General features: G+C 44.5%; 20 protein-coding genes. 16 read left to right on the plus strand and 4 right to left on the minus strand.

The window, feature by feature from the left end:
• Nucleotides 1-70 precede the first annotated feature (70 nt).
• The 9 genes from QZY09_RS09395 (at nucleotide 71) to QZY09_RS09435 (ending at nucleotide 10,420) form a co-directional block, all read left to right on the plus strand.
• Nucleotides 71-574 (plus strand): hypothetical protein, encoded by a 504-nt coding sequence (locus tag QZY09_RS09395; protein ID WP_295671558.1) that lies wholly within the window; start codon nucleotides 71-73, stop codon nucleotides 572-574.
• Between the two features lie 73 nt (nucleotides 575-647).
• Nucleotides 648-983, plus strand: coding sequence for a helix-turn-helix domain-containing protein (locus tag QZY09_RS09400; RefSeq protein WP_295671561.1), 336 nt, complete (start codon nucleotides 648-650; stop codon nucleotides 981-983).
• 174 nt (nucleotides 984-1,157) lie between these two features.
• Nucleotides 1,158-1,667 (plus strand): MarR family transcriptional regulator, encoded by a 510-nt coding sequence (locus tag QZY09_RS09405; RefSeq protein ID WP_295671564.1) that lies wholly within the window; start codon nucleotides 1,158-1,160, stop codon nucleotides 1,665-1,667.
• Complete coding sequence (hutH, locus tag QZY09_RS09410; protein ID WP_295671567.1) at nucleotides 1,660-3,219, plus strand: histidine ammonia-lyase; 1,560 nt, start codon at nucleotides 1,660-1,662, stop codon at nucleotides 3,217-3,219. The genes QZY09_RS09405 and hutH overlap by 8 nt, the downstream gene beginning before the upstream one ends.
• Nucleotides 3,197-4,870: a urocanate hydratase gene (hutU, locus tag QZY09_RS09415; RefSeq protein ID WP_295671571.1), complete on the plus strand. Its 1,674-nt coding sequence runs from the start codon at nucleotides 3,197-3,199 to the stop codon at nucleotides 4,868-4,870. The genes hutH and hutU overlap by 23 nt, the downstream gene beginning before the upstream one ends.
• 162 nt (nucleotides 4,871-5,032) lie before the next feature.
• Nucleotides 5,033-6,238, plus strand: a complete 1,206-nt coding sequence (gene hutI, locus QZY09_RS09420; protein WP_295671574.1) for an imidazolonepropionase — start codon at nucleotides 5,033-5,035, stop codon at nucleotides 6,236-6,238.
• Nucleotides 6,239-6,325: 87 nt separating this feature from the next.
• Entirely contained in the window at nucleotides 6,326-8,011 is a 1,686-nt protein-coding gene (gene ftcD / locus QZY09_RS09425; RefSeq protein WP_295671577.1) for a glutamate formimidoyltransferase, read from the plus strand.
• Nucleotides 8,012-8,043: 32 nt separating this feature from the next.
• A complete protein-coding gene (locus tag QZY09_RS09430; RefSeq protein WP_295671581.1) occupies nucleotides 8,044-9,711 on the plus strand; it encodes an ABC transporter substrate-binding protein in 1,668 nt (555 codons plus the stop codon).
• An 88-nt stretch (nucleotides 9,712-9,799) separates the two neighbouring features.
• Entirely contained in the window at nucleotides 9,800-10,420 is a 621-nt protein-coding gene (locus QZY09_RS09435) for an outer membrane beta-barrel protein (protein ID WP_295671584.1), read from the plus strand.
• Nucleotides 10,421-10,595: 175 nt separating this feature from the next.
• On the opposite strand, the gene QZY09_RS09440 is transcribed toward QZY09_RS09435, so the two are convergent.
• The 3 genes from QZY09_RS09440 to QZY09_RS09450 all read right to left on the minus strand — a co-directional run bounded on the left by QZY09_RS09440 (nucleotide 10,596) and on the right by QZY09_RS09450 (nucleotide 15,032).
• Nucleotides 10,596-12,863 (minus strand): aconitate hydratase, encoded by a 2,268-nt coding sequence (locus tag QZY09_RS09440; protein WP_295671587.1) that lies wholly within the window; start codon nucleotides 12,861-12,863, stop codon nucleotides 10,596-10,598.
• Nucleotides 12,864-13,260: 397 nt separating this feature from the next.
• Complete coding sequence (locus QZY09_RS09445) at nucleotides 13,261-14,109, minus strand: type II CAAX endopeptidase family protein (RefSeq protein ID WP_295671591.1); 849 nt, start codon at nucleotides 14,107-14,109, stop codon at nucleotides 13,261-13,263.
• A 299-nt stretch (nucleotides 14,110-14,408) separates the two neighbouring features.
• The gene (locus tag QZY09_RS09450; protein ID WP_295671594.1) at nucleotides 14,409-15,032 is read right to left on the minus strand and encodes a polysaccharide deacetylase family protein; all 624 of its coding nucleotides are present in this window, start codon (nucleotides 15,030-15,032) and stop codon (nucleotides 14,409-14,411) included.
• A gap of 99 nt (nucleotides 15,033-15,131) precedes the next feature.
• On the opposite strand from QZY09_RS09450, the gene QZY09_RS09455 reads away from it, so the two are divergent.
• The 5 genes from QZY09_RS09455 to QZY09_RS09475 all read left to right on the plus strand — a co-directional run bounded on the left by QZY09_RS09455 (nucleotide 15,132) and on the right by QZY09_RS09475 (nucleotide 20,057).
• Complete coding sequence (locus QZY09_RS09455; protein WP_295671597.1) at nucleotides 15,132-16,568, plus strand: TolC family protein; 1,437 nt, start codon at nucleotides 15,132-15,134, stop codon at nucleotides 16,566-16,568.
• Nucleotides 16,569-16,705: 137 nt separating this feature from the next.
• The gene (locus tag QZY09_RS09460) at nucleotides 16,706-18,064 is read left to right on the plus strand and encodes an efflux RND transporter periplasmic adaptor subunit (RefSeq protein ID WP_295671600.1); all 1,359 of its coding nucleotides are present in this window, start codon (nucleotides 16,706-16,708) and stop codon (nucleotides 18,062-18,064) included.
• Between the two features lie 231 nt (nucleotides 18,065-18,295).
• Nucleotides 18,296-19,321, plus strand: a complete 1,026-nt coding sequence (locus QZY09_RS09465) for an NAD(P)H-dependent glycerol-3-phosphate dehydrogenase (RefSeq protein ID WP_295671603.1) — start codon at nucleotides 18,296-18,298, stop codon at nucleotides 19,319-19,321.
• Between the two features lie 25 nt (nucleotides 19,322-19,346).
• Entirely contained in the window at nucleotides 19,347-19,658 is a 312-nt protein-coding gene (locus QZY09_RS09470; RefSeq protein WP_295671606.1) for a hypothetical protein, read from the plus strand.
• Between the two features lie 84 nt (nucleotides 19,659-19,742).
• Nucleotides 19,743-20,057, plus strand: a complete 315-nt coding sequence (locus QZY09_RS09475) for a hypothetical protein (RefSeq protein WP_295671609.1) — start codon at nucleotides 19,743-19,745, stop codon at nucleotides 20,055-20,057.
• A gap of 363 nt (nucleotides 20,058-20,420) precedes the next feature.
• Here QZY09_RS09475 and QZY09_RS09480 read toward each other — a convergent pair whose 3' ends face one another.
• The gene (locus QZY09_RS09480; RefSeq protein WP_295671612.1) at nucleotides 20,421-22,265 is read right to left on the minus strand and encodes a DEAD/DEAH box helicase; all 1,845 of its coding nucleotides are present in this window, start codon (nucleotides 22,263-22,265) and stop codon (nucleotides 20,421-20,423) included.
• A 147-nt stretch (nucleotides 22,266-22,412) separates the two neighbouring features.
• On the opposite strand from QZY09_RS09480, the gene QZY09_RS09485 reads away from it, so the two are divergent.
• Both QZY09_RS09485 and QZY09_RS09490 read left to right on the plus strand, forming a co-directional pair.
• Nucleotides 22,413-22,667, plus strand: a complete 255-nt coding sequence (locus QZY09_RS09485; RefSeq protein WP_295671615.1) for a hypothetical protein — start codon at nucleotides 22,413-22,415, stop codon at nucleotides 22,665-22,667.
• 58 nt (nucleotides 22,668-22,725) lie between these two features.
• A partial coding sequence (locus QZY09_RS09490; protein ID WP_295671618.1) for a type II toxin-antitoxin system RelE/ParE family toxin occupies nucleotides 22,726-22,949 on the plus strand: 224 nt, incomplete at its 3' end.

Raw genomic sequence — 22,949 nt, forward strand, 5'->3', positions numbered from 1 at the left:
ATTACGGTCAGTAATTTATAGAGATTTTATTTTCATATTTAGCAAGGATTACCTAAGTTCCTTTAAATCAATGAAAAAAATAGTTCTGTTATTTGTTGCAGCAATTTTGATGATAAACCTTGCACATGGCCAAAGCGCCTGGGTAAATTATAAGATCGATAACAAATTATCAGTCAAAATGCCGGCCGAACCCAAGCCGATTGATGAACACACCAAAATGGCGATGGATAAAGACAGTAGTTATTTCCTTATAGCTGTTGTTGATTTTATAAAAGTTGCAGGCATTGATTCGGCACAGGTTGCCGCTTATGCACCCACCCAGGAATTTGCCAATGGTATAAAAACCGGCATGTTAAAAGAATTACCAGGCTTATCTCTCGGTGATGTAAAGATCGATAAATGGAATGGTTATTACTGCTACCACATTGAAGGCGGGACTACCGAAAAAAAAATAAAATTCTTTACGTTCGATGTTATTATTGACAGTAAAATGTACGGCCTTACGGTTTTATCGCGTGATGACAAAAGCCTGCAGGGCAAAGATGATTATTTTAACTCACTGGTAATTAATTAATAACAATAAATTAAATGGATATCATTAATTTTATGATATATATTTACTACCAATAGCTTAGTGGATACCACATATGAAGGAAAAAAGCAATGATATCCTGAACCGCATAGCGCATGTGCAAACCACCCTGCAGGCCATAAATGGTAAATGGAAACTGCCGATATTAGTGTCGATGTATGCCGGTAAAAGCAGGTTCAGGGATATACAGCGTAATATCCCGCAAATTACCACGCGGGTACTATCCAAAGAGCTAAAGGACCTGGAAGCAAGTAAACTCATCATCCGCATTGTTACAGACGGGCACCCGGTTTCTGTCGAATACAAACTCACTACCTACAGTTATACCCTTACCCCGGTTGTTGATGAAATGATTAAATGGGGAAAACAGCACAGCAAAGGGGGGCTGTGATTTACGAATCAGGAGTTACGATTTACGAATTTGTAAACGTAAGCCTGGCAGCAGGCTCCGTGAAATCAAAGTAATCACATTAAATCTGTGATCAAAAACTCCGTGAAATCAAAATAATCATATTAAATCTGTGATCAGATTTGGATTTATATAAGCACTTATATAAATTGCACCATGAATTTATACCAAAGCCTGGGATACCTTGTAATGGGCAGTCGTTTACGGCGACTGAGCGAGAGTTTTTTATCGGAAATTAACCGCGCTTATCAAAATGAGGGCATTGATTTTGATGCCAGCTGGTTCCCGGTATTTTATTTATTATCGAAGAACGATGCTTTGTCCATTAAGGAATTAAGCGAACAAACCGAAGTTTCGCACCCGGCCGCCAGCCAGCTCATCACCAATTTAAAAAACAAAAACCTGGTTACCAGCGCCACGTGTGCCGATGACGGCCGCCGTCAACTGGTTACGCTGACAGATAAAGGCAGGGAACTGCTCGGCCAGATTATGCCCGTTTGGGATGCTATCCTGGCCGCAATGGATGACTTGATAACCGATAATCCGGCATGCGATTATTTGCTGCCTGCGGTTGGCGCCATGGAAAAAGTATTTAAACAAAACAGCTTAGCTGAAAAAATTGGCAATAAATTATCCGTTGAACTTAAACCAGCAGTAAATGAGTAAAGTATTTAACTATGGTACGGACCATTTAACGGTGGGCATTTGCATAGATATAGCCGCCGGCAAAACAAAAGGCTTAATCAATGGCCATACAGCTGAAAGGGTGCGTGCCTCCTGGCGTGAAGTGGAAACGATCGTACATGATCATCACCCTGTTTACGGCATCAATACCGGTTTCGGGCCTTTGTGCGACACCCGGATATCGGAAGCAGACACCTCCTTACTGCAAAGCAACCTGCTCAAAAGCCATAGCGTTGGCGTAGGTAAACCTATTCCTGTTGAAATTGCCAAACTGATGCTCATTACCAAAGTGCATGCATTGGCCCAGGGTTACTCAGGCATTGCACTTGAAACATTGAAGCGCATCATCTGGCATATCGACAATGGTATTATCCCCGTGGTTCCCGAAAAAGGTTCAGTAGGCGCCTCCGGCGACCTTGCCCCATTGGCACATCTTTTTTTGCCCTTAATCGGCTTAGGCGAAGTTTTTGCCAGTGGAAACCGCCTGGCAACTTCGGGCATCTTAAGCGCCCACGGCTTAAAGCCATTGGTATTAGGCCCGAAAGAAGGATTGGCATTGATCAACGGCACGCAGTTTATCCTTGCTTTTGCGGTAAAAGCAGTGCAGCGATTAAACGATGCATTGAATGCAGCAGATATCATCGGGGCCATGTCAATCGAAGGGTTGATGGGTTCAGCGAGGCCTTTTGACGCCCGTTTACATGAATTACGCCCATACAAAGGCAATAAATTTGTCGCCAAACGCCTTCATACTTTACTAAAGGACTCCGAGATCTGCAATTCGCATGTTAACTGCGACCGTGTGCAGGACCCCTATTCACTTCGCTGTATGCCCCAGGTACATGGCGCGTCGCGAAATGCATGGCTGCATTTAAAGGAGATGACAGAGATCGAACTCAATTCGGTTACTGATAATCCAATTATTTTTAACGCCGAAGATACCATCAGCGGGGGCAATTTCCACGGGCAGCCTATGGCGATCCCATTGGACTATGCTACCATCGCGGCAGCAGAACTGGGCAACATCGCCGACCGCCGCTGCTACCTGATGAGCGAAGGTCGCTACGGCTTACCAAAACTATTGACCAATAATGCAGGCCTCCATTCGGGCCTGATGATCCCGCAATATACTACGGCTGCTTTGGTTACGGAGAACAAAACACTTTGTTTCCCTGCCAGTGCTGATAGTGTGCCGACATCCCTGGGTCAGGAGGACCATGTGTCGATGGGATCTATCAGCGGACGTAAATTACACCAGGTAATTGATAACCTCGAATACATCCAGGCTATCGAACTCCTTTATGCCTCGCAGGCTATTGATTTCAGGCGGCCGCTCAAATCGACCCCGGTAATTGAAGCCTGCCACCAGCTGGTACGCAGTCAAGTGCCTTTTATTGATGATGACCGCATTTTTGCAGACGATATAAACAATTTGCACCAACTCATTACAAGCGGCAATCTGCTCAATGTAGTAAACAATACAGCAACAGCTAACCAAATAATTATAAACGATGACGACTTCGGAATTTATTAAAACCTATGCCAACCACCCGGTGTACAAAGCGCCGCGCGGTATGCAGCTGCATGCCAAAAGCTGGCAAACAGAGGCCCCATTACGGATGCTGCTGAATAACCTTGATGGCCAGGTTGCTGAAAACCCGGACGAACTGGTGGTTTATGGCGGCATCGGCCAGGCGGCCCGTAACCCGGAGTCGCTTCGGAAAATTATTGAACTTTTGCTGGAGTTGGATGAATATCATTCGTTGCTCGTACAATCCGGTAAACCGGTGGGCATTATCCGCAGTCACCCTGAGGCACCGCGTGTGCTCATCGCCAATAGTAATTTAGTACCCGCCTGGGCCACCTGGGACCACTTTAACGAACTGCGCGCCAAAGACCTGATGATGTATGGACAAATGACAGCCGGCAGCTGGATCTATATCGGATCACAGGGCATCTTACAGGGAACTTATGAAACATTTGTGGAGTGCGGCGTACAGCATTTTAAAGGCGACCTTACCGGCAAACTGATCGTAAGCGCTGGTTTAGGTGGTATGGGTGGCGCTCAGCCATTGGCAGCAACCATGGCGGGCGGTGTGTTTTTAGGGGCCGATGTGGATGAAACCCGCATCCAAAAACGTTTAGATTCACAGTACATCGACAGGATGACCCATTCGTATGAAGAAGCGATTGGCTGGATAAAACATGCCATTAAAAAAGGGGAAAACTTGTCGGTTGGCCTGGTAAGCGATGCGGGGGATCTGCTGGAAAAACTGCTGGAAGATAATATTATACCTGATGTCCTCACCGACCAAACTTCGGCACATGACCCGCTGAATGGTTATGTACCCAATGGTTTAAGCTTAACCCTTGCTGCCCTATTACGCAAAAGCGACCCCGAAGAATATAAAAAACTATCCTTACAGAGCATGGCCCGCCACGTAGGCTTTATGCTGGCACTACAAAGCAAAGGCGCTATAACTTTTGATTACGGCAATAACCTGCGCGAGTTTGCCCGCCAGGGCGGCGAAGCGGATGCTTTTAACTTCCCCGGGTTTACCCCGGCCTATATCCGTCCCTTATTTTGCGAGGGCAAAGGGCCGTTCAGATGGGTTGCGCTATCAGGCGATCCGGATGATATTTTTACAACAGACCGCGCATTGATGGAAGCCTTCCCGGAAAATAAACCATTGATCAACTGGCTCGAAAAAGCGCAGCAAAAAATCTCTTTTCAGGGATTGCCGGCACGTATATGCTGGCTGGGTATGGGCGAGCGCGAAAAAGCAGGCTTAATATTTAACGACCTGGTAAAAACCGGCGAAGTAAAAGGCCCGATCGTCATAGGTCGTGATCATTTGGACTGTGGTTCGGTTGCGTCCCCAAACAGGGAAACAGAATCCATGCTGGATGGCTCTGATGCGGTATCTGACTGGCCATTGCTGAACCTGATGTCGAACACCGCGGGCGGCGCAACCTGGGTATCTTTCCATCATGGCGGCGGCGTAGGCATGGGTTATTCGCAGCATGCCGGCATGGTTGTTTTAGCTGATGGAACAGATCGCGCAGCCACCTGCATCAAAAGAGTTTTATATAATGACCCGGCTATGGGGATATTCCGGCACGCTGATGCGGGCTATGATAAAGCCAAAGAATGGGCAGAAAAGTTTGATTTGAAAGTGTGGTGATTTTGAGTCCGAAAGTCCGGAAAGTCGGAAAAGTCCGAAAGTAAAGAAGAAATAAAAATACATAGCGTATAATTGTCATAACGATGATCTTTGGGATTTGAATTTTCATAATCCTTAAATCTTTTAATCTTAGAAATCCTGGTTCAGACAAAGCTCTAAAATATGAAAAAACTAACAGGCCCATTCACCCAAATATTGCCATTAACAGGCCTGGCGCTAAAAGGCCCCTTGAAAGACAGCCAGTTGCACGTCATCAAAAATGCATGGGTGTTGAGCAATAATGACCGGATCATTACCATCGGTACGCTGGAAAGGCTGCGCAAGGACCACCCTTCGGCACAGATCACCGAAATTACCGGCGACAGGGTATTACTGCCGGGCTTTATAGATTGCCATACGCATATCTGCTTCGCCGGCAACCGGGCCAATGATTATGCGCTGCGTTCATCAGGTAAAAGCTATACCGATATTGCTAAAGCTGGCGGTGGTATCTGGGATACGGTAACCGCTACCCGCGCTGCAAGTGAGGCCACACTGGTTGAACTATTGGTAAAACGCGCAGACAGGCATCTGGCTGAAGGCGTAAGTATCATTGAAGTAAAAAGTGGATACGGTTTATCGGTTGAACAGGAACTGAAACAACTAAGGGCGATAAAAGAGGCATCGTACAAAACAAAAGCAACCTTGGTCCCCACCTGCCTGGCCGCGCACATGCTGCCGAAAGATTTTGAAGGCACGCGGGCTGAATATTTGGATGACGTATTAAAAAACCTGCTACCTATCGTCAAAAATGAAAACCTGGCAACAAGGGTGGATATTTTTGTAGAGGACGGGGCATTCAAGGCTGAAACAGCAATGCCGTTTCTTCAAAAAGCAAAAGAAATGGGCTTTGCGGTAACCGTGCATGCTGACCAGTTTACCAGCGGAGGCAGCGAACTGGCTGTTGAAGTTGGCGCAGTGTCTGCCGATCACCTGGAAGCTACGAAAGACAGGGATATAAAATTATTGGCAAAATCGGAGACCGTAGCGGTGGCATTGCCAGGCGCTTCTTTAGGGTTGGGAATGCAATATGCTCCAGCCCGGAAGCTGTTAAACGCTGGCGCATGCCTCGCCATTGCCAGCGACTGGAACCCCGGCTCAGCCCCCATGGGTGATTTGCTGATGCAAGCGGCGGTACTCGGCGCCGCCGAAAAACTAAGTGCTGCTGAAGTATTTGCCGGGCTAACCTTCCGCGCGGCGCAGGCCCTAAGGCTTACCAATCGCGGAACACTGGCAACAGGTACTCCTGCTGATTTTCATATGTATCCGACGAATGATTATAGGGAAATATTGTATAACCAGGGGAAACTTAAACCGTTGTTAAAATGATTTCACCGATTTTAATTTTTGATTTCACCGATTTGCTCCTGGATTAAATGATAATCCGATCTACAAATGACTAATGCCAACTGACCAATGACTAAATTAATCGAATGCGTCCCAAATTTCAGCGAAGGTGTAAACCTTGATATCATCAAACAGATAACCGCCGAGGTTGAATCTGTTGAAGGTGTACGACTGTTGAATGTCGACCCTGGCAAAGCAACCAACCGTACGGTTGTAACTTTTGTGGGCGAACCGGAAAAGGTGATCGAGGCGGCGTTTTTAGCCATCAAAAAGGCTGGCGAACTGATAGACATGGGCAAGCATAAAGGCGAACATCCCCGTATGGGCGCTACGGATGTTTGTCCTCTGATACCCATTGCCAATATCAGCATGGAGGAAACGGCCGAATATGCCAAACGCCTTGCCAAAAGGGTGGGCGAAGAGTTATTCATCCCGGTTTATTTGTATGAGCATGCGCAGGAAGATAAAAGCAGGAACAACCTATCAGTGATCCGTGCCGGGGAATATGAGGGCTTTTTTAAAAAAATCAAGCTGCCGCAATGGAAGCCGGATTTCGGCCCGGTGGAGTATGATGCCAAACGCGGCGCAACGGTAATTGGTGCGAGAGATTTCCTGATCGCATATAACGTCAACTTAAATACCACCAGCACCCGCAGGGCAAATTCCATTGCCTTTGATGTGCGGGAAGCAGGTCGTGTTTTGCGCGAAGGCGACCCGATTAACGGCAAGATCATCACTGACGAGCATGGTAAACCAAAATCCATCCCCGGTTCGTTAAAATCCGTAAAAGCGATCGGCTGGTTTATCGAAGAATACGGCGTGGCGCAGATCTCCATGAACCTCACCAATATCGAAGTAACCCCATTGCACATTGCTTTTGATGAGGTCTGCAAAAAAGCAGCCGAACGTGGCATGCGTGTAACCGGGAGCGAACTGGTGGGCCTTGTGCCGCTAAAATCTATGCTGGATGCAGGCAAATATTTCCTGCTGAAACAGCAGCGTTCTGTTGGGGTAAGCGAAAAGGAACTGATCAGAATAGCGATCCTGTCTATGGGCCTTTCTGAACTGGCGCCATTTAATCCCGAAGAACGGATCATAGAATATTTACTTAAAGATAAGGCATCCTCCAAATTAGTATCCATGAGCTTGGTTGATTTTGCCGATGAAACGGCCAGCGAAAGCCCTGCCCCCGGCGGTGGTTCTATTGCCGCATACCTGGGCGCTTTAGGCGCGGCATTGGGAACTATGGTAGCCAACTTATCCTCCCATAAAAAAGGCTGGGACGACCGCTGGGAAGAATTCAGCAATTGGGCTGAAAAAGGACAACAATATAAAGACGAATTGTTAAAGCTGGTCGACCTGGATACCGCAGCTTTCAATAAGATTATGGAAGCTTTCAGCTTGTCCAAATCAACGCCCGAGGAAAAAGCAGTAAGAGATAATGCCATACAGGAAGCCACCAAATATGCCATTGAAATACCTTTTAAAGTGATGAAAGCCGCCTACGTCAGCATGACGGTTATCAAAGCCATGGCCGAAACCGGCAACCCCAACTCCATCAGCGATGCGGGCGTAGCGGCGCTTTGTGCACGCAGCGCGGTTTTAGGGGCTTTTATGAATGTGAAGATCAATGCTTCGGGGTATAAGGACAAAGCGTTTACGGATGCGATTATTTCGGAGGGGAATGAGATCGAGCAAAAGGCTATCGAATTAGAAGCGGAGATCATCGCGTTGGTGAATTTGAAAATTGGTTGATTTGAAGATTTGAAAATGCGTAAATTTAGGTCGTGGGAGTAAAACAGTATTGTTCAACAATTTTCAAATCTTCAAATCAGCACATTTTCAAATTATTACTGCTACTGCTATTCACCTCCTGCTCAAACGACACCTCCACTTCCAAAAAAACCGTCTTCAATATCAACCTTGATGAGGGCCTGAGTTCATTGGATCCCGCATTCTCCCGCAACCAGAATGCCATCTGGATGAACAATGCATTATACAACGGCCTGGTGCAGATTGACGACAGCCTGAAAACAGTACCCTGTATTGCCAAAAAATGGGACATATCAACCGATGGCACCGTTTACACTTTCCACCTGCGTAACGATGTTTATTTTCAGGACGACCCCCATTTTAAAAACGGCAAAGGCCGCAAAGCTGTCGCTGCCGACTTTGTGTACAGTTTCAGCAGGTTGGTCGACCCGAAAGTGGCTTCCTCCGGCTCATGGATCTTCAGCGATAAGGTGAACGGCTGTAACGGTTTTATCGCTGTAAATGATTCCACTTTCCGGGTAAAACTGAAACAGCCTTATCCCCCGTTTATAAGCATGCTTACTTCGCAGTATTGTTCTGTCGTACCGCATGAGGTAGTTGATTTTTATGGGAAAGATTTTCGCCAGCACCCGGTGGGTACAGGCCCGTTCAGGTTTAAATACTGGAAAGAGGGCGAAGTAATGGTATTGCTAAAAAACGAACATTACTGGGAAAAAGATAAGGATGGCAGTCCCCTGCCCCATTTGGATGCAATCCGCGCTACCTTTATCGGCGATAAACAAACCGCTTTTATGGAATTCATCAGTGGCAAGCTCGACTTCCTGAATGATATTGATGGCAGCTACCGCGATGATATCCTCACCAAATCGGGCAAGATTACGACAAAATACAAAGGAAAATTTATCTTAAGCACCGGCCCCTTCCTCAATACCATTTACCTGGGCATGTTGGTGGACAGCAGCCTGGCAATTGTCAAAAGCTCTCCATTGCGTAAGTTAAAAATCAGGCAGGCGATCAATTATGCGATCGACCGCAAAAAGATGATTAAATACCTGCGCAACAGTATGGGGACAGCAGGTTCGGCAGGGTTTATCCCTGTCGGGATGCCGGGTTTTGAGGCAGACAAAATGCAGGGCTACTCCTACAATCCCGAAAAAGCGAGGCAGTTGCTCAAAGAAGCCGGTTACCCCAATGGCGATAACCTGCCCGAAATTGTATTGCATACCACCGTAGGCTACCGCAGCCTGATAGAATATGTGCAGGGGCAGCTGAGCCAGATCGGCATTAAAACAAGTGTGGAAATTACCCAGGGCGCCAGCCTGCGCGAACTGGTATCAAAAAACGGGGTAAACTTTTTTTACGGCAGTTGGTTAGCCGATTACCCTGATGCGGAAAACTACCTTTCCGTTTTCTACTCCAAAAACAAGATCCCCTGGGGGCCAAACTATACCGGCTTTAACAATAAACAGTTCGACGCCCTATTTGTACAGGCCTACCATGAACCCAACGACGAAAAACGCTACGCCCTTTACCGCCAGATGGATAATATTGTGATGCAACAATCGCCTGTGGTGATTCTTTATTACGATAAACGGGTAAACCTTTATCAGAATAACATCTCAGGCTATAGTGTAAATGCGCAGAACTTGTTGGTGTTTAAAAGGGTAGTTAAGGCCCCCTAACCTCCTAAAGGGGGAAATATTCTTTACTAATCAACCTAAAGTATAATGATCCAATAAATTCCTATCTTCCAAAACTTAAATTTCATCAATGAAAAAACTATACCTTATCCTTATTCTGCTAAGTTTATCTACATTTACCTTCGCTCAAACCATCAACTATGGCGTCAAAGCCGGGCTTAATTTATCTACGTTATCGCTCAGGAGTCCTGGATTTCCAAATTTGGGTGAAAACACAACCGGCTGGAATATGGGAGTTATCGCAGACTTTGGATTTTCCGCCTTTTCAATCCAACCAGGCTTATTCTATAGTACAAAAGGGGATAAAGTTGTGGCACTTCTAGTCAACAACAACCAGCAGAGTGCAGGTATTTTGACAGGCATCAATAAATTGTATTATATTGAATTACCGGTCAATATTCTTTACAAAATTAAACTTATACATGGTGCTACCATACATTTAGGTGGTGGCCCGTACTTAGGCTATGGGGTTTCAAGCAGTTTATCTGTAAATGGCGGCACGGTATCTCCTGCATTCAGCACACACTACAATAACCCTGACTACGGTCTCAATTTTATACTGGGAGCCGAATTGGAAAACAAGTTTATCATAGATGCTGGTTATGGGTTAGGTTTGGCCAATTTGAGCGGCGGAGGTACCACCTTGCAAAACCGGGTCATTAGTTTTTCCGTAGGATATTTGTTTAAATAGAAAAACAATAAATCCGGAATCGAAAATCCGGAATTAGCCAGCTTTCACAAGTCCCCCTATTGCATCCCCAGTTCAGGGTCATTCACAAAAAAAAGCCTCCCCAAAACGGAGAGGCCTTAAATGCTTTCGCCTTTTACCCCTGCCTGTCGGCAGGCAGGTTTCAGCTTTCGCCTCCTTACGAAGCCATTTGCCGCCTGATGATATTCAGTGCGCCGCCAGCTTTAAACCATTCTATCTGCTGGGCATTATAAGTATGGTTAACCGCGAAGCTGTCGGTTGATCCGTCTTTATGGTGCAATACCACACTTAACTGTTTGCCTGGCGCAAAAGTAGTTAAGCCGATAATGTCGATGATGTCGTCTTCCTGGATTTTATCATAGTCGCTGGCATCAGCGAAAGTGATACCCAGCATGCCTTGTTTTTTCAGGTTGGTTTCGTGGATCCGGGCAAATGATTTTACCAGGATAGCACGAACGCCCAAATGGCGCGGCTCCATAGCGGCATGCTCACGCGATGAACCTTCGCCATAGTTTTCATCGCCAACTACAACTGTACCGATGCCATGCGCTTTGTAATCACGCTGGGTAGCAGGTACCGGGCCGTATTCGCCTGTCAGTTCGTTTTTAACGCTGTCGGCAGTATCATTAAAATAGTTAATCGCGCCTATCAGCATATTGTTGGAGATATTATCCAAGTGCCCGCGGAACTTCAACCACGGACCAGCCATCGAAATATGGTCGGTAGTACACTTGCCTTTTGCCTTGATCAAAAGTTTTAAGCCAAAAATATCGGTACCTTCCCATGCAGAGAATGGATCAAGCAATTGCAAACGTGCTGATTTAGGGTCAACCTTCACTTCTACCTTGCTGCCGTCTTCGGCTGGTGCCTGGTAGCCGGCATCTTCCACCGCATAACCTTTTACCGGCATTTCAATACCCAATGGTTCGTCCAGTTTTACCTGTTCGCCTTTGTCGTTGGTTAAAGTATCAGTCAGCGGGTTAAATGTAAGATCACCTGCTATCGCAAACGCAGTCACAATTTCCGGCGAAGCCACAAAGGCGTGGGTATTCGGGTTACCGTCCTGGCGTTTGGCAAAGTTACGGTTGAAAGAAGTGATGATAGAGTTTTTACGGGTAGGATCGTCCGTATGACGCGCCCACTGGCCGATACATGGGCCGCAGGCATTAGCCAATACTACACCGCCCATGGCCGCAAAAGTATCCAGGTAACCATCGCGGTCAACGGTATAACGTACCAATTCTGATCCCGGGGTTATGGTAAACTCCGCTTTAGTTTTTAAATGTTTATCAATGGCCTGTTTGGCGATAGAAGCCGAACGGGTAATGTCTTCGTATGAGGAGTTGGTACATGATCCGATCAAACCAACTTCCAGTTTTGCAGGCCAGCCGTTTTCTTTTACCGCTGTCGCGAATTTAGAAATTGGCCATGCCAGATCCGGGGTAAACGGACCGTTTACATGCGGTTCCAGTTCGCTCAGGTTCAATTCGATCACCTGGTCGAAATAATCTGCGGGGTTAGCATAAACTTCAGGGTCGCCCGTTAAGTGTTCGGCAACTGCGTCAGCCAGGTCGGCAATATCGACACGTTTGGTACCGCGCAGGTAAGTGGCCGCTTTTTCATCGTAACCAAAAATAGAAGTGGTTGCGCCGATCTCGGCACCCATATTACAAATGGTTCCTTTACCGGTTGCAGAAAGCGACCGTGCGCCTTCGCCAAAATATTCAACAATAGCGCCGGTACCGCCTTTTACGGTAAGGATACCAGCTACTTTAAGGATCACGTCTTTTGCCGATGTCCAGCCGGAAAGTTTCCCGGTTAGTTTTACACCGATCAGTTTCGGGAATTTAAGCTCCCATGGCAATCCGGCCATTACATCGCAGGCATCGGCACCGCCAACACCAATAGCAATCATACCCAAACCACCTGCATTAGGGGTATGTGAATCGGTACCGATCATCATACCGCCCGGGAAAGCATAGTTTTCCAAAACCACCTGGTGGATGATCCCTGCACCCGGTTTCCAAAAACCCAATCCATATTTATCAGATACGGAGGCTAAAAAATCATAAACTTCTTTATTTACATCCTTTGCAGTGCTCAAATCCTGGTCGGCGCCAATTTTCGCCTGGATCAGGTGATCGCAATGCACGGTTGAAGGTACAGCCACCTTTGGACGGCCTGCCTGCATAAACTGCAGCAACGCCATTTGTGCGGTTGCATCCTGCATGGCAACGCGGTCGGGTGCAAAATCAACATAATCCACACCGCGGCCAAATGCTGTTTGGGCATCGCCTTCGCTAAGGTGGGCGTATAATATTTTTTCGGTTAAAGTAAGGTGTTTGCCGGTCGCTTTACGTGCAGCAGCCACACGGGTACTGTAGCGGTCGTAAACATTTTTGATCATATCTAAATCAAAAGCCATCGTATTTGAACTTTTAGGTGAGGAAATAGTAGAAAACTTAATTATAGACACCTTTAACAGCGCCGAGCGGCGAATTTACAAAAATTAAGAATAAATGCTGTCAGCTAAGTGTGTAAATATTATTTGGAGGGATTCTAAATTGGTTGATTGGGTTGGATCAAGTTGGATTGGGTTGAATATGTTAGACGTATGGGCTCGGCAACGGCCGGCGCCCGCTGCCAAAACTGAGGAAGCACCTGAACCACCCGGCACGGATGAATAAGCCTGGTACACCTGGCACGCTAATAATTTCTGCAATTTTTTTGGATTTATAAAGAAAAATCCGTATAAATAATACACTTCAATTCATCATAATTTGTTGGTGAAAATTCCAACCAGGGCAGGAAGGTTGGTTGTTTTAGTATTTAAACCTTACGGATATGGGCATAATTATAGCTTTTTTCTGAATGATCAAACATATTCCAACAAAAGCAATAACGGAAACCATTAGCGCCAGGATGTAAAATGGCGTACCCAATAGTGTCAATAAATCCTGCTGTTTAGCCGGCGCGAACATAAGTAATGCTCCAGTTGCATTTATAGTGGTATGCGCTATAATTCCGGGGATAACCGATTGTGTTTTATAGTATAGCCATCCCATAAACAAACCTCCGAAAAATGCCGGGAAGGCCTGCCATGGGTTAAGATGGATAGCCGCAAAGAATATTGCAGAAATGATGATTGCTTTGCGTGGAGGATAATTTTTCAGCAAACCCTTGAGGATAACCCCCCGGCATAATATTTCTTCCAGTAATGGGGCAGCAATAACAAGCATCACAATCGAAAAAACATCTTTTTTAAAGGCAAGCTCAAAAAACTTCTTTACTGATTCCGGCATTGGCAACCAGTTTCCGATTTGAGATAACGGCATGATCAACCCCAGTGCACCAATTATAATTACAGGCACGAGCCATCCTTGAATTTTATTGAAGTTTACAGAAAAATTAGAAACCCGTTTTGAGGCATAATTAATTATAAGAAGGATTGACATGATGTAAGCAACGAAATTTAGCAATGATTTATATATCTGGGCACTATTATGGATACCAATCGCAATTATTCCAGCCACTACACCGATGACAATCATGAATAAAATCGACATGAAAAACAGTATAACTACTGATTTAATGTTTGGGTAAGCGACGGCGCTGTTTGTTGCGTCATTTTCTAAATCTGTTTGCAAGGTTTCGGTATCATTGGGATTCATAAACCAATATTACAAAACGATTTTGAATTAACAGCATGTTCACTTGCCATAATATTCCGGTGCTTTATGATCTCTGTGCCTTCTTTGAGTTCTTTGTTGTAAAAAATCTAAGCATAGACCGGAGGTCGTGATTGAATAATAGTAATTTTCTGTTATAGGGCGATGCCTTCTGCCCGGTCCGCCTTAAGGCGGATCATACTACACGGGCCTTAACCATCCCCAAAGCTTTGGGGACCGGTATCCGCTGCCATCCCTATCGCAAACTGCATACTGTTCCATTGCAAACTTTCTTTCCCCCTTTAGGGGGCCAGGGGGCAAAAACTATACCCTTCCCTACTCCAATATTCCAGTGCCCTTGGCAAAGCATACTCCATCCGCTCCTGCGCTTTTAAACTATCATGAAAAAGCACAATATCACCGGGTTTGGTATTTTTGATCACATTATCAAGGCATCGTTCCGGGGTGAAGGTGGCATCGTAATCTGCTGAAAGCACACTCCACATCACAATTTGAATGCCCGGCTTCGCCTTTTGCAAAAGCTTAACCTGCGAGCGTTTGATGCGCCCATATGGCGGACGAAAGAGTTTTGTGTTGAGCAATTTATCGGCCTGCAAAAAATTTTCCAGGTAAACATTATCGTCAGTCTTCCATCCTTTTAAATGATTAAAGGTGTGGTTGCCGATGGCGTGTCCATCGTTTTTTACCTGCTCAAAAATAGCAGGGTGCTTGCGCACATTATCGCCTATGCAAAAAAATGTAGCTTTCGCATTGTATTGTTTTAAAATATTTAAAACAAACGGTGTAACAATGGGGATAGGCCCGTCGTCAAACGTCAAATAAATGCACCGGTTAGCTGCATTTGACTCCCATAGTAGTTTGGGATACAATAATTTTAACCATTTGGGTGTCTTTATCAGCAACATTTTAAAACAGCAGATTTATGAAATGAATACGCGTCAACCTTTAAACGGCCGGCAATTTGTTCAAATCTAACATCTCAAATTAATATACAGCACAAACTCATGGTACAATTTTTATCAAGACCTAAACTGATAAGCCTTACAGGGATGGCAGCATTTGCCTTGCTTAGCTTTACAGCAAATGCACAGCAGGTGGTTAGCCTGCAGCAGGCGGTTGATTCCACTATAAAAAATAACCTAACCATTAAGCAGGCTAAAATAACAGAGGATCTTGCAAGTGAAGATTACCAGCAGTCGAAATATAATTTGTTACCTAGCCTGAGCGCCAACCCGCAGGGTGGTTATTATTTTGGCAAAAGCCAGATCGCCGGGGCGTTTGCCTATTCAACATCAGCACTTAATATTAATGGCTCGGCTTCTTTAAACCTGGTTCTTTTTCAGGGTGGCCAGCTGCGGAACCAGATATTACAAAATAAACTAACGCTGGATGTCGATAAAACAGCTACTGCGAAAGTAAAAAACGACCTGCTTTTAAATGTGGTGACCGACTATCTTACCATTTTAACAGACCAGGACCTTGTAGTAGCCGCGAAACAGCAAATTGACCTCGCTAAAATAACGCTTGATCGTGCCCAAAAGAATTTTGATGCCGGAAATGCGACCAAAGCTGATTTGGCACAGGCACAGGCACAGGTTGAAACCGCTGAACTGAATTTAATCAACGACCAAAACCAGGTTGATTTGGCCATATTGGTATTAAAGCAATACATGGAAATGGATCCGAATAAAAAGATTGTTATAGAAAGGCCTGATATCAGCAGACTAACCGACATAAAAACAATTTTTGATGCCACTGAAGTTATCAAGACGGCATTTTTGGTTAACCCTGATATAAAACTTGCAGAGTTGCAACAGCAAACTTACGACCAGGCTATTAAGATCGCAAAAGGAAATTATTACCCTATTTTAAGTCTTTACGGAGGTTTGGGTACCAGCTATTCAAACCAGGCGGCAACATATGGTTCCACACTAATAGGTACTACACCAATTGGCGTCGTGGATGGAACATCGACGAAGGTATTAGGTCCGCTTTATCAAACAACAACCAGCCCAATTGGATTTGGCACGCAGTTAAGCAACAACTTTAACCAGTTTTTTGGTTTGAATTTGCAGATCCCCATATTCAACCGGTTTACCGCACGCACTTCGGTTAGGAAGGCTAAATTGAATTATGAATATGCTGAACTAAATACGGCCCTTGCCAAAAACACCTTGAGCAAAACCATCATACAGGCGGTACTTGACCTGCAGGCTGCTGATAAAAGCTACCAATCTTCCCGCAGGACATTCGAGTCGAATAAGGAAGCATTAAACGTTACCAAACAAAGGTTTGATGCGGGACTGGTTAACACCCTCGACTATAATACAGCATTGACGAATTACAACAAATCGCAGAATGATATGATCGAAGCGCAGTATCAGGTGATCTTCAGAAGCAAAGTGATTGATTATTATATTGGCAACCCGATAACGCTTTAATGTGCAGATGCGCGAATGAAAAAGTAAATAAATTATAAAATATTAATAAATCCGAAATCGAAATTCCGAAACGGCGAAGCCCTCTTGAGCACCACAAAAAATAAACAATAGCGAAAAATCCGAAATCATATAGAATCATGGGAAAAACTACAAAATATATTCTGATCAGCCTTGGCGCTGTTATCCTGATCCTCATTTTATTAAAAGTGACAGGTGTTATTGGCAAACCTGATGTAACCCAGGTGGCTACTGAAAAAGCCGCTGTACGCGACATCAACGAAACGGTATCAGCCAGCGGCAAAATAAAACCACATATCGAAGTAAAGATCAGCCCCGAAGTTTCGGGCGAAGTGGTTGAATTACCGATCAAAGAAGGAGAGGTAGTAAAAAAAGGAGAACTGCTTTGTAAGATCAGGCCTGACATTTTACAATCGCAGTATGACCGCGCTGAAGCAGCTAACAATACCCAAAAAGCGAGCATCGGCAATGCTAAACAAATGCTGGCCCAATCCCAGGCCACCTTTGATAACCAGGCCTCTATTTACAAACGCGACAAGGCGCTATATGATAATAAAGTAATCACTACTGCTGAATTTGAAGCAGCAAAAGCGAGTTATGACGGCGCCAAGGCGGCGCTTGAAGCAGCCAAGCAAAATGTAATCGGTTCCACCTATGGCCTGGCCCAGTCACAGGCATCCGTAAAAGAAGCGGCTGACAACCTGGTAAAAACCACTATATATTCGCCGGTAGATGGTGTGGTTTCAAAATTATCGATCCAAAAAGGCGAACGCGTATTGGGTACACAACAGTTTGCCGGTACCGAGATCATGACCATCTCCGACCTGAGCCAGTTAGATGTAAATGTTGATGTAAACGAAAACGATATCAACCGCATCCAATTGGGCGATTCGTCAAAAATACAGGTAGATGCATTTTTAGGTAAAACCTTCGCCGGTGTGGTGAGCGAAATTGGCAGCTCGGCTAATGTAGTAGGTACCAATGCCGACCAGGTAACCAACTTTACCGTTAAAGTAAGGATCAGCCCGGCTTCCTATCAAAACCTGCTGATCAAATCAGCGGAAAACCCTAATCCCTTCCGTCCGGGTTTAACCGCAACGGTGGATATCAATACCAATCATGCAAAATCATTATCGGTACCAATACAATCAGTTACTACCCGCGAACAGAAAAAAATGGTTACAACCGTAAATAGCAACAATTCAACCAATACGGCTACCACCGACGATAACAGCACAAAAACCAAAATTGCAGCCGTTGTAAAAGAATATGTGTTTGTATACGCGGCAGGCAAAGTAAAACAGGTACAGGTAACTACGGGCATCCAGGATGATAGCTATATCCGAATATTATCGGGCCTTAAAGATGGCGACGAAGTGGTGTCTGCTCCGTTTGCAACTATCGGCAAGATCCTGAACGATGGCATGGTGGTTAAAAAAGTGGATAAGAGCAAGCTGTTTACCAGTGACGGTAAATAAGGTAAAAGCTTAAACCTGCCTGCCGGCAGGCAGGGGTAAAAGGCGAAAGCCAATAACAATTACCAATGAACTAATGAGCCAATGAACTAATGAACAATATTTCATTAAATTTGTCCTGTCAATTAAACCTGGCAGGACTTTTTATTTACATTGATTTATTTTAAAAGAAATCAATCCTTTTAATATAAACACATCATTGGCTATTTTGCATTAACAATTCATTATTCACCATTGACCACTGACCACTCTATACTCAATTCTATCCCAAAGATCACCGTTGTTGGCGGCGGAAGCTGGGCTACTGCCAATATTAAAATACTGAGCGATAATACTACCGAAAAGGAAATTTTCTGGTGGATGCGCAATGTACAGGCGGTAGAACATCTGCACAAATTCAGGCACAACCCGCATTATCTAAGTTCGGTTGAAATAAATGTTCCGGCTCAAAATATCTCAACAGACCTGGCTTCTCTGATCCATGAGGCCGATTATGTTTTACTAAACGTGCCGGCGGCCTTTTTAAAAGAGGCACTCACGGGCATCACCGCCGCTGACCTGGAGGGCAAAAGAATAATTTCGGCGATTAAAGGCATCGTTCCGGATGAAAACCTGATCATTGGTGAATTTATGCACCAGCATTACAACATACCTTTTAGTCATTTCCTGGTGATCAGCGGCCCCTGCCATGCAGAAGAAGTAGCACTCGAAAAATTATCCTACCTCACCATAGCTTCCGCCGATACGGAACTTGCGGCTGAATTTGCCGGCATGTTTAATACCCGTTATATTAAAACTGTAATTTCGGACGATATTTATGGCACCGAATACGGCGCCGTATTAAAAAACATCTATGCAATAGCCGGCGGTATTTGCCACGGCGTAGGTTATGGCGACAATTTCCAGGCGGTGCTGATCTCCAATGCCATCCGCGAACTGGAACGCTTTGTAAATGCCGTACACCCCATAGACCGTGACATTAAGGAATCAGCCTACCTGGGCGACCTGATGGTGACTGCCTACTCCCAATTCAGCCGTAACCGTACATTCGGCAATATGATCGGTAAAGGTTATACGGTAACTTCGGCACAACTGGAAATGAACATGATAGCCGAAGGCTATTATGCAGTAAATTGTCTACACCAGGTGAATAAACAGTACAATGTATTTATGCCTATTTGCGACGCTGTTTATGCCATTTTATACCAAAAACGGTCTCCGGTACTTGAAATGAAACATTTGGCCGAACATTTGACTTAGTAGTATAAATCTTAATACTACGATTATGAAAAATTTTCTTAAAGTGGCACTGGTAGCAGTGGGAATTTTCTCATTTGCCCAAAGCCAGGCAAAACCAATGCAACACGATACTACCGTGGGGCAAAAAATCAAGCATACAACTAAAAAAGTCGGGCATGCAACCGCCCATGCTGCCGCCAGTACAGCATCGATGGTTGTCGATAAAAAATACGATGGCAAATGCGGTCCCGGCGGCGAAACCGTTTATATCAACAAACACTCGCACTACTATTACATTAACAAAAGAGGACACAGGGTTTACCTGAAAAAATCGCAGTTAATGGATAAGAAAATGTAATTTTTCCCTTTAAGCCTGTAATATTAAACCGTATTTTTAGCCTATTAATATTACAGGCTTATTTTTTAGCCCAATAGCTCAATCATGAAAAAAACCGCTTTGGTATTGGTGCACCTGGCATGTGCATTTGTATTGATCAGCGGGGCCTGCAAAAGCCCTTCCAACAACAAGCTCAAAGGACTGTGGCTATCAAAGGATGGCTCCAAAAAATTAAACATAACCGATAAAACCTTCGCCATTGACGGCGAGGAAGCCGAAGACTACTTTGTAAAAGGCGATACGGTTTTCACCTCCTACCAGGGCAATCTGCCTTATACCACTTACCGGATACAGAAACTCGATGATCGCTCGCTCAAACTGATGCTGCCTGATTCTGTGGCGGTGGAATATAGCAGGTAAAGTTGTCATTGGGTCATTGAGTCATTGGTGCTGTTTATTTGAAAACTCTTTCACTAATCTTTTCTCTATAATTTTATTTTCAAATTTTAACACGGAGAAACAGAGGAGGCGCAGAGATCGCAAAGTTTTAATAATTGTTATTTATTTCACCGTGTACTTTGTGCCTCCTTAGCGCCCTCTGTGTTTAAAATATCACCTATATCCTTTGTTTTCTGCAAATATCAAGCTTATATTTTGACTACTCTTCAGCCTTAAATCCCACCAAATGCAAAAACCCTCAACCGGGAAGGTGAGGGTTTGCAAAACAAACTAAACTAAACTATTGCCTGCCGCTAAACAGGCTTATGAAAACTAAACTGAAAACTAAAATCTTCTGCGTCTTTCGCCGCGGTCCTCACGGCGTTTGCCAGAGAAATCACGGAAACCTCCGCCAGCGGTTCCGCCGGTCCTTTCACGGTTAAAGCCGCCTTCGCGTTTTTCGCCGCTGCCGCTTCTTTCGCGGTTATAACCGCCACCGCCTTCGCGGCGCTGGTATCCGCCTTCGCGTTTTTCGCTGGTGCCTTCTCCTGATATTTCAATCCTAACCGGGCGACCTTTAAATTCAATGTCTTTAAAGCCGTTGGTTACTTTCTCCACGTCCTCGTGTTGTACTTCAAAAAATGAATACACGCCTTTCACGTCAATCTTTCCAACTGTACGTCCGCTGATTTTGGTATTATTGCAGATGTAACCCAGCAAATCGCCGCGATTAAACTCATCTACCGAACCTAAATTAATAAACAGGCGGGTATATTCAGATTTACCACCACCACTTACACCACTGCTCTGGCGCGGTGCACGATCGTCGCCTCTTTCTCTTTCAGGCCTGCGGCCATCTTCAATAGGGGCGTTCAAATCAGGGGCATTTTTATAATACTCCAAAAAGCTGTTAAATTCAATGGAAGCAAAGCGTTTGATAAACTCTTCTTTGCTCATCTCCTTAAACTCCTCCATAATGCGGGGGATATATTGCTCAATTTGCTGCTCATTAACCACTACAGTATGCACTTTATGCACAATGCTGAATAATTGTTTTTCGCAAACGTCAAACCCGGTAGGGATCTCCACTTTCACAAAACGCTTGCCTAAGCCGCGTTCTATCTGGCGGATCTTACCTAATTCCTTAGCATTGATGATGGAGATAGAAACACCTGTTTTACCTGCACGGGCTGTACGGCCGCTCCGGTGGGTGTAATTTTCAACTTCATCAGGCAATGAGTAATTGATAACGTGTGTAACATCATTAACGTCGATACCGCGTGCGGCAACGTCAGTAGCAATTAACAGCTGCAGGCTGCGGTCGCGGTAACGTTTCATTACCTTATCGCGTTGCTGTTGTGAAAGGTCGCCATGCAGCGAATCAGCATTATAGCCATCCTTTATCAGCGCTTCAGCAATATCCTGGGTTTCAATTTTAGTACGGCAAAATACGATACCAAAAATATCTGGGTTAAAATCAACAATGCGTTTAAAGGCAGCGTATTTATCGCGGGCACGAACGATGTAATATTCGTGTTCGATATTTACGTTTCCTGTGTTTTTTTCGCCCATGGTAAGCTCAAACGGCTCATTCATGTATTTTTTGGCTATCCTGCGCACTTCGGATGGCATAGTGGCCGAAAACAGCCATGTTTTTTTGGTATCAGGCGTGGTTGAAAGGATACTGTCTATGTCTTCCTGGAAGCCCATGTTTAACATTTCATCGGCCTCGTCCAAAACAACAAACTTAACCTGCGAAAAATCGATCGCTTTGCGGTTAATAATATCAAGCATACGGCCTGGGGTAGCAACCACAATCTGTACGCCACGTTTGATCTGGCGTAATTGGTCAACTATACTGGCGCCGCCATAAACAGCAACAACATTGACGTTGCCCATTTTTTTGGCGTAATTTTTTATGTCGTTCGTGATCTGTAAACAAAGTTCACGTGTGGGGCACAATACAAGTGCTTGCGGATAGTTTACTTCGAAGTCTAACAGTTCTAACAATGGTAGGCCGAAGGCAGCAGTTTTACCGGTCCCGGTTTGGGCTAATCCGACAAAATCGTTGCTGCCTGTCAACAATACCGGGATTGACTGTTCCTGGATTGGTGTAGGATTTTCAAATCCTAACTCAGAGATGGCATTAACAATATCATGACGGATTCCCAGTTCAATAAATGGGTTCATGATTTAAAATAACGAATTTGGCTACATCGCCAAATCGGGCGCAAAGCTAAGGTTTATATTTGGTAATAGCAATATACATTTTGGAATAAAAATTGATGAATTATCTAAAGTGGTAAATTACTATATTTGAGTATAAATAAGTTTGACATGGAAGCAGCAGAATTAAAGATCGAATTAATAGACAAAATAGAACATGCTGATTTTAAACAGTTGAGGGAAATATCTGGTTTGCTTATTAATTATTTTAATAGTCAGTACGACCCAACGGAAGGTTGGGATGCATTGCCGGAATCTCATAAAGAAGCAATTAATGAGGGGCTTGAACAACTTGATGCAGGGTTGGGAGTTCCATTTAAAGAAGTAAATGAACGGCTGAAGAAAAAATATGGGTTAAATAGCTAACCATGTTATTTTATCTCCCCTTGCAAGTATTAATTATGAGAATATTATTAATTACTTAATCGAAAAATGGGATGTGTCCGTTGCTGATGATTTTGTTGAGCGGTTTGAAACAGTAGTTGAGTTATTATCAGACAATCCAAACTTATATTCATTTGTCGACAAAAGGAAAAAGACACAAAAATGCGTTGTTACAAAACACAATGTGCTTTACTTCAGAAAAATAAAAGATATAGTTGAAATAATTACTGTTTTTGACACTCGTCAAGATCCGAAAAAGCTAAG

Source organism: uncultured Mucilaginibacter sp. (assembly GCF_903913935.1).
Classification (GTDB): Bacteria; Bacteroidota; Bacteroidia; order Sphingobacteriales; family Sphingobacteriaceae; genus Mucilaginibacter.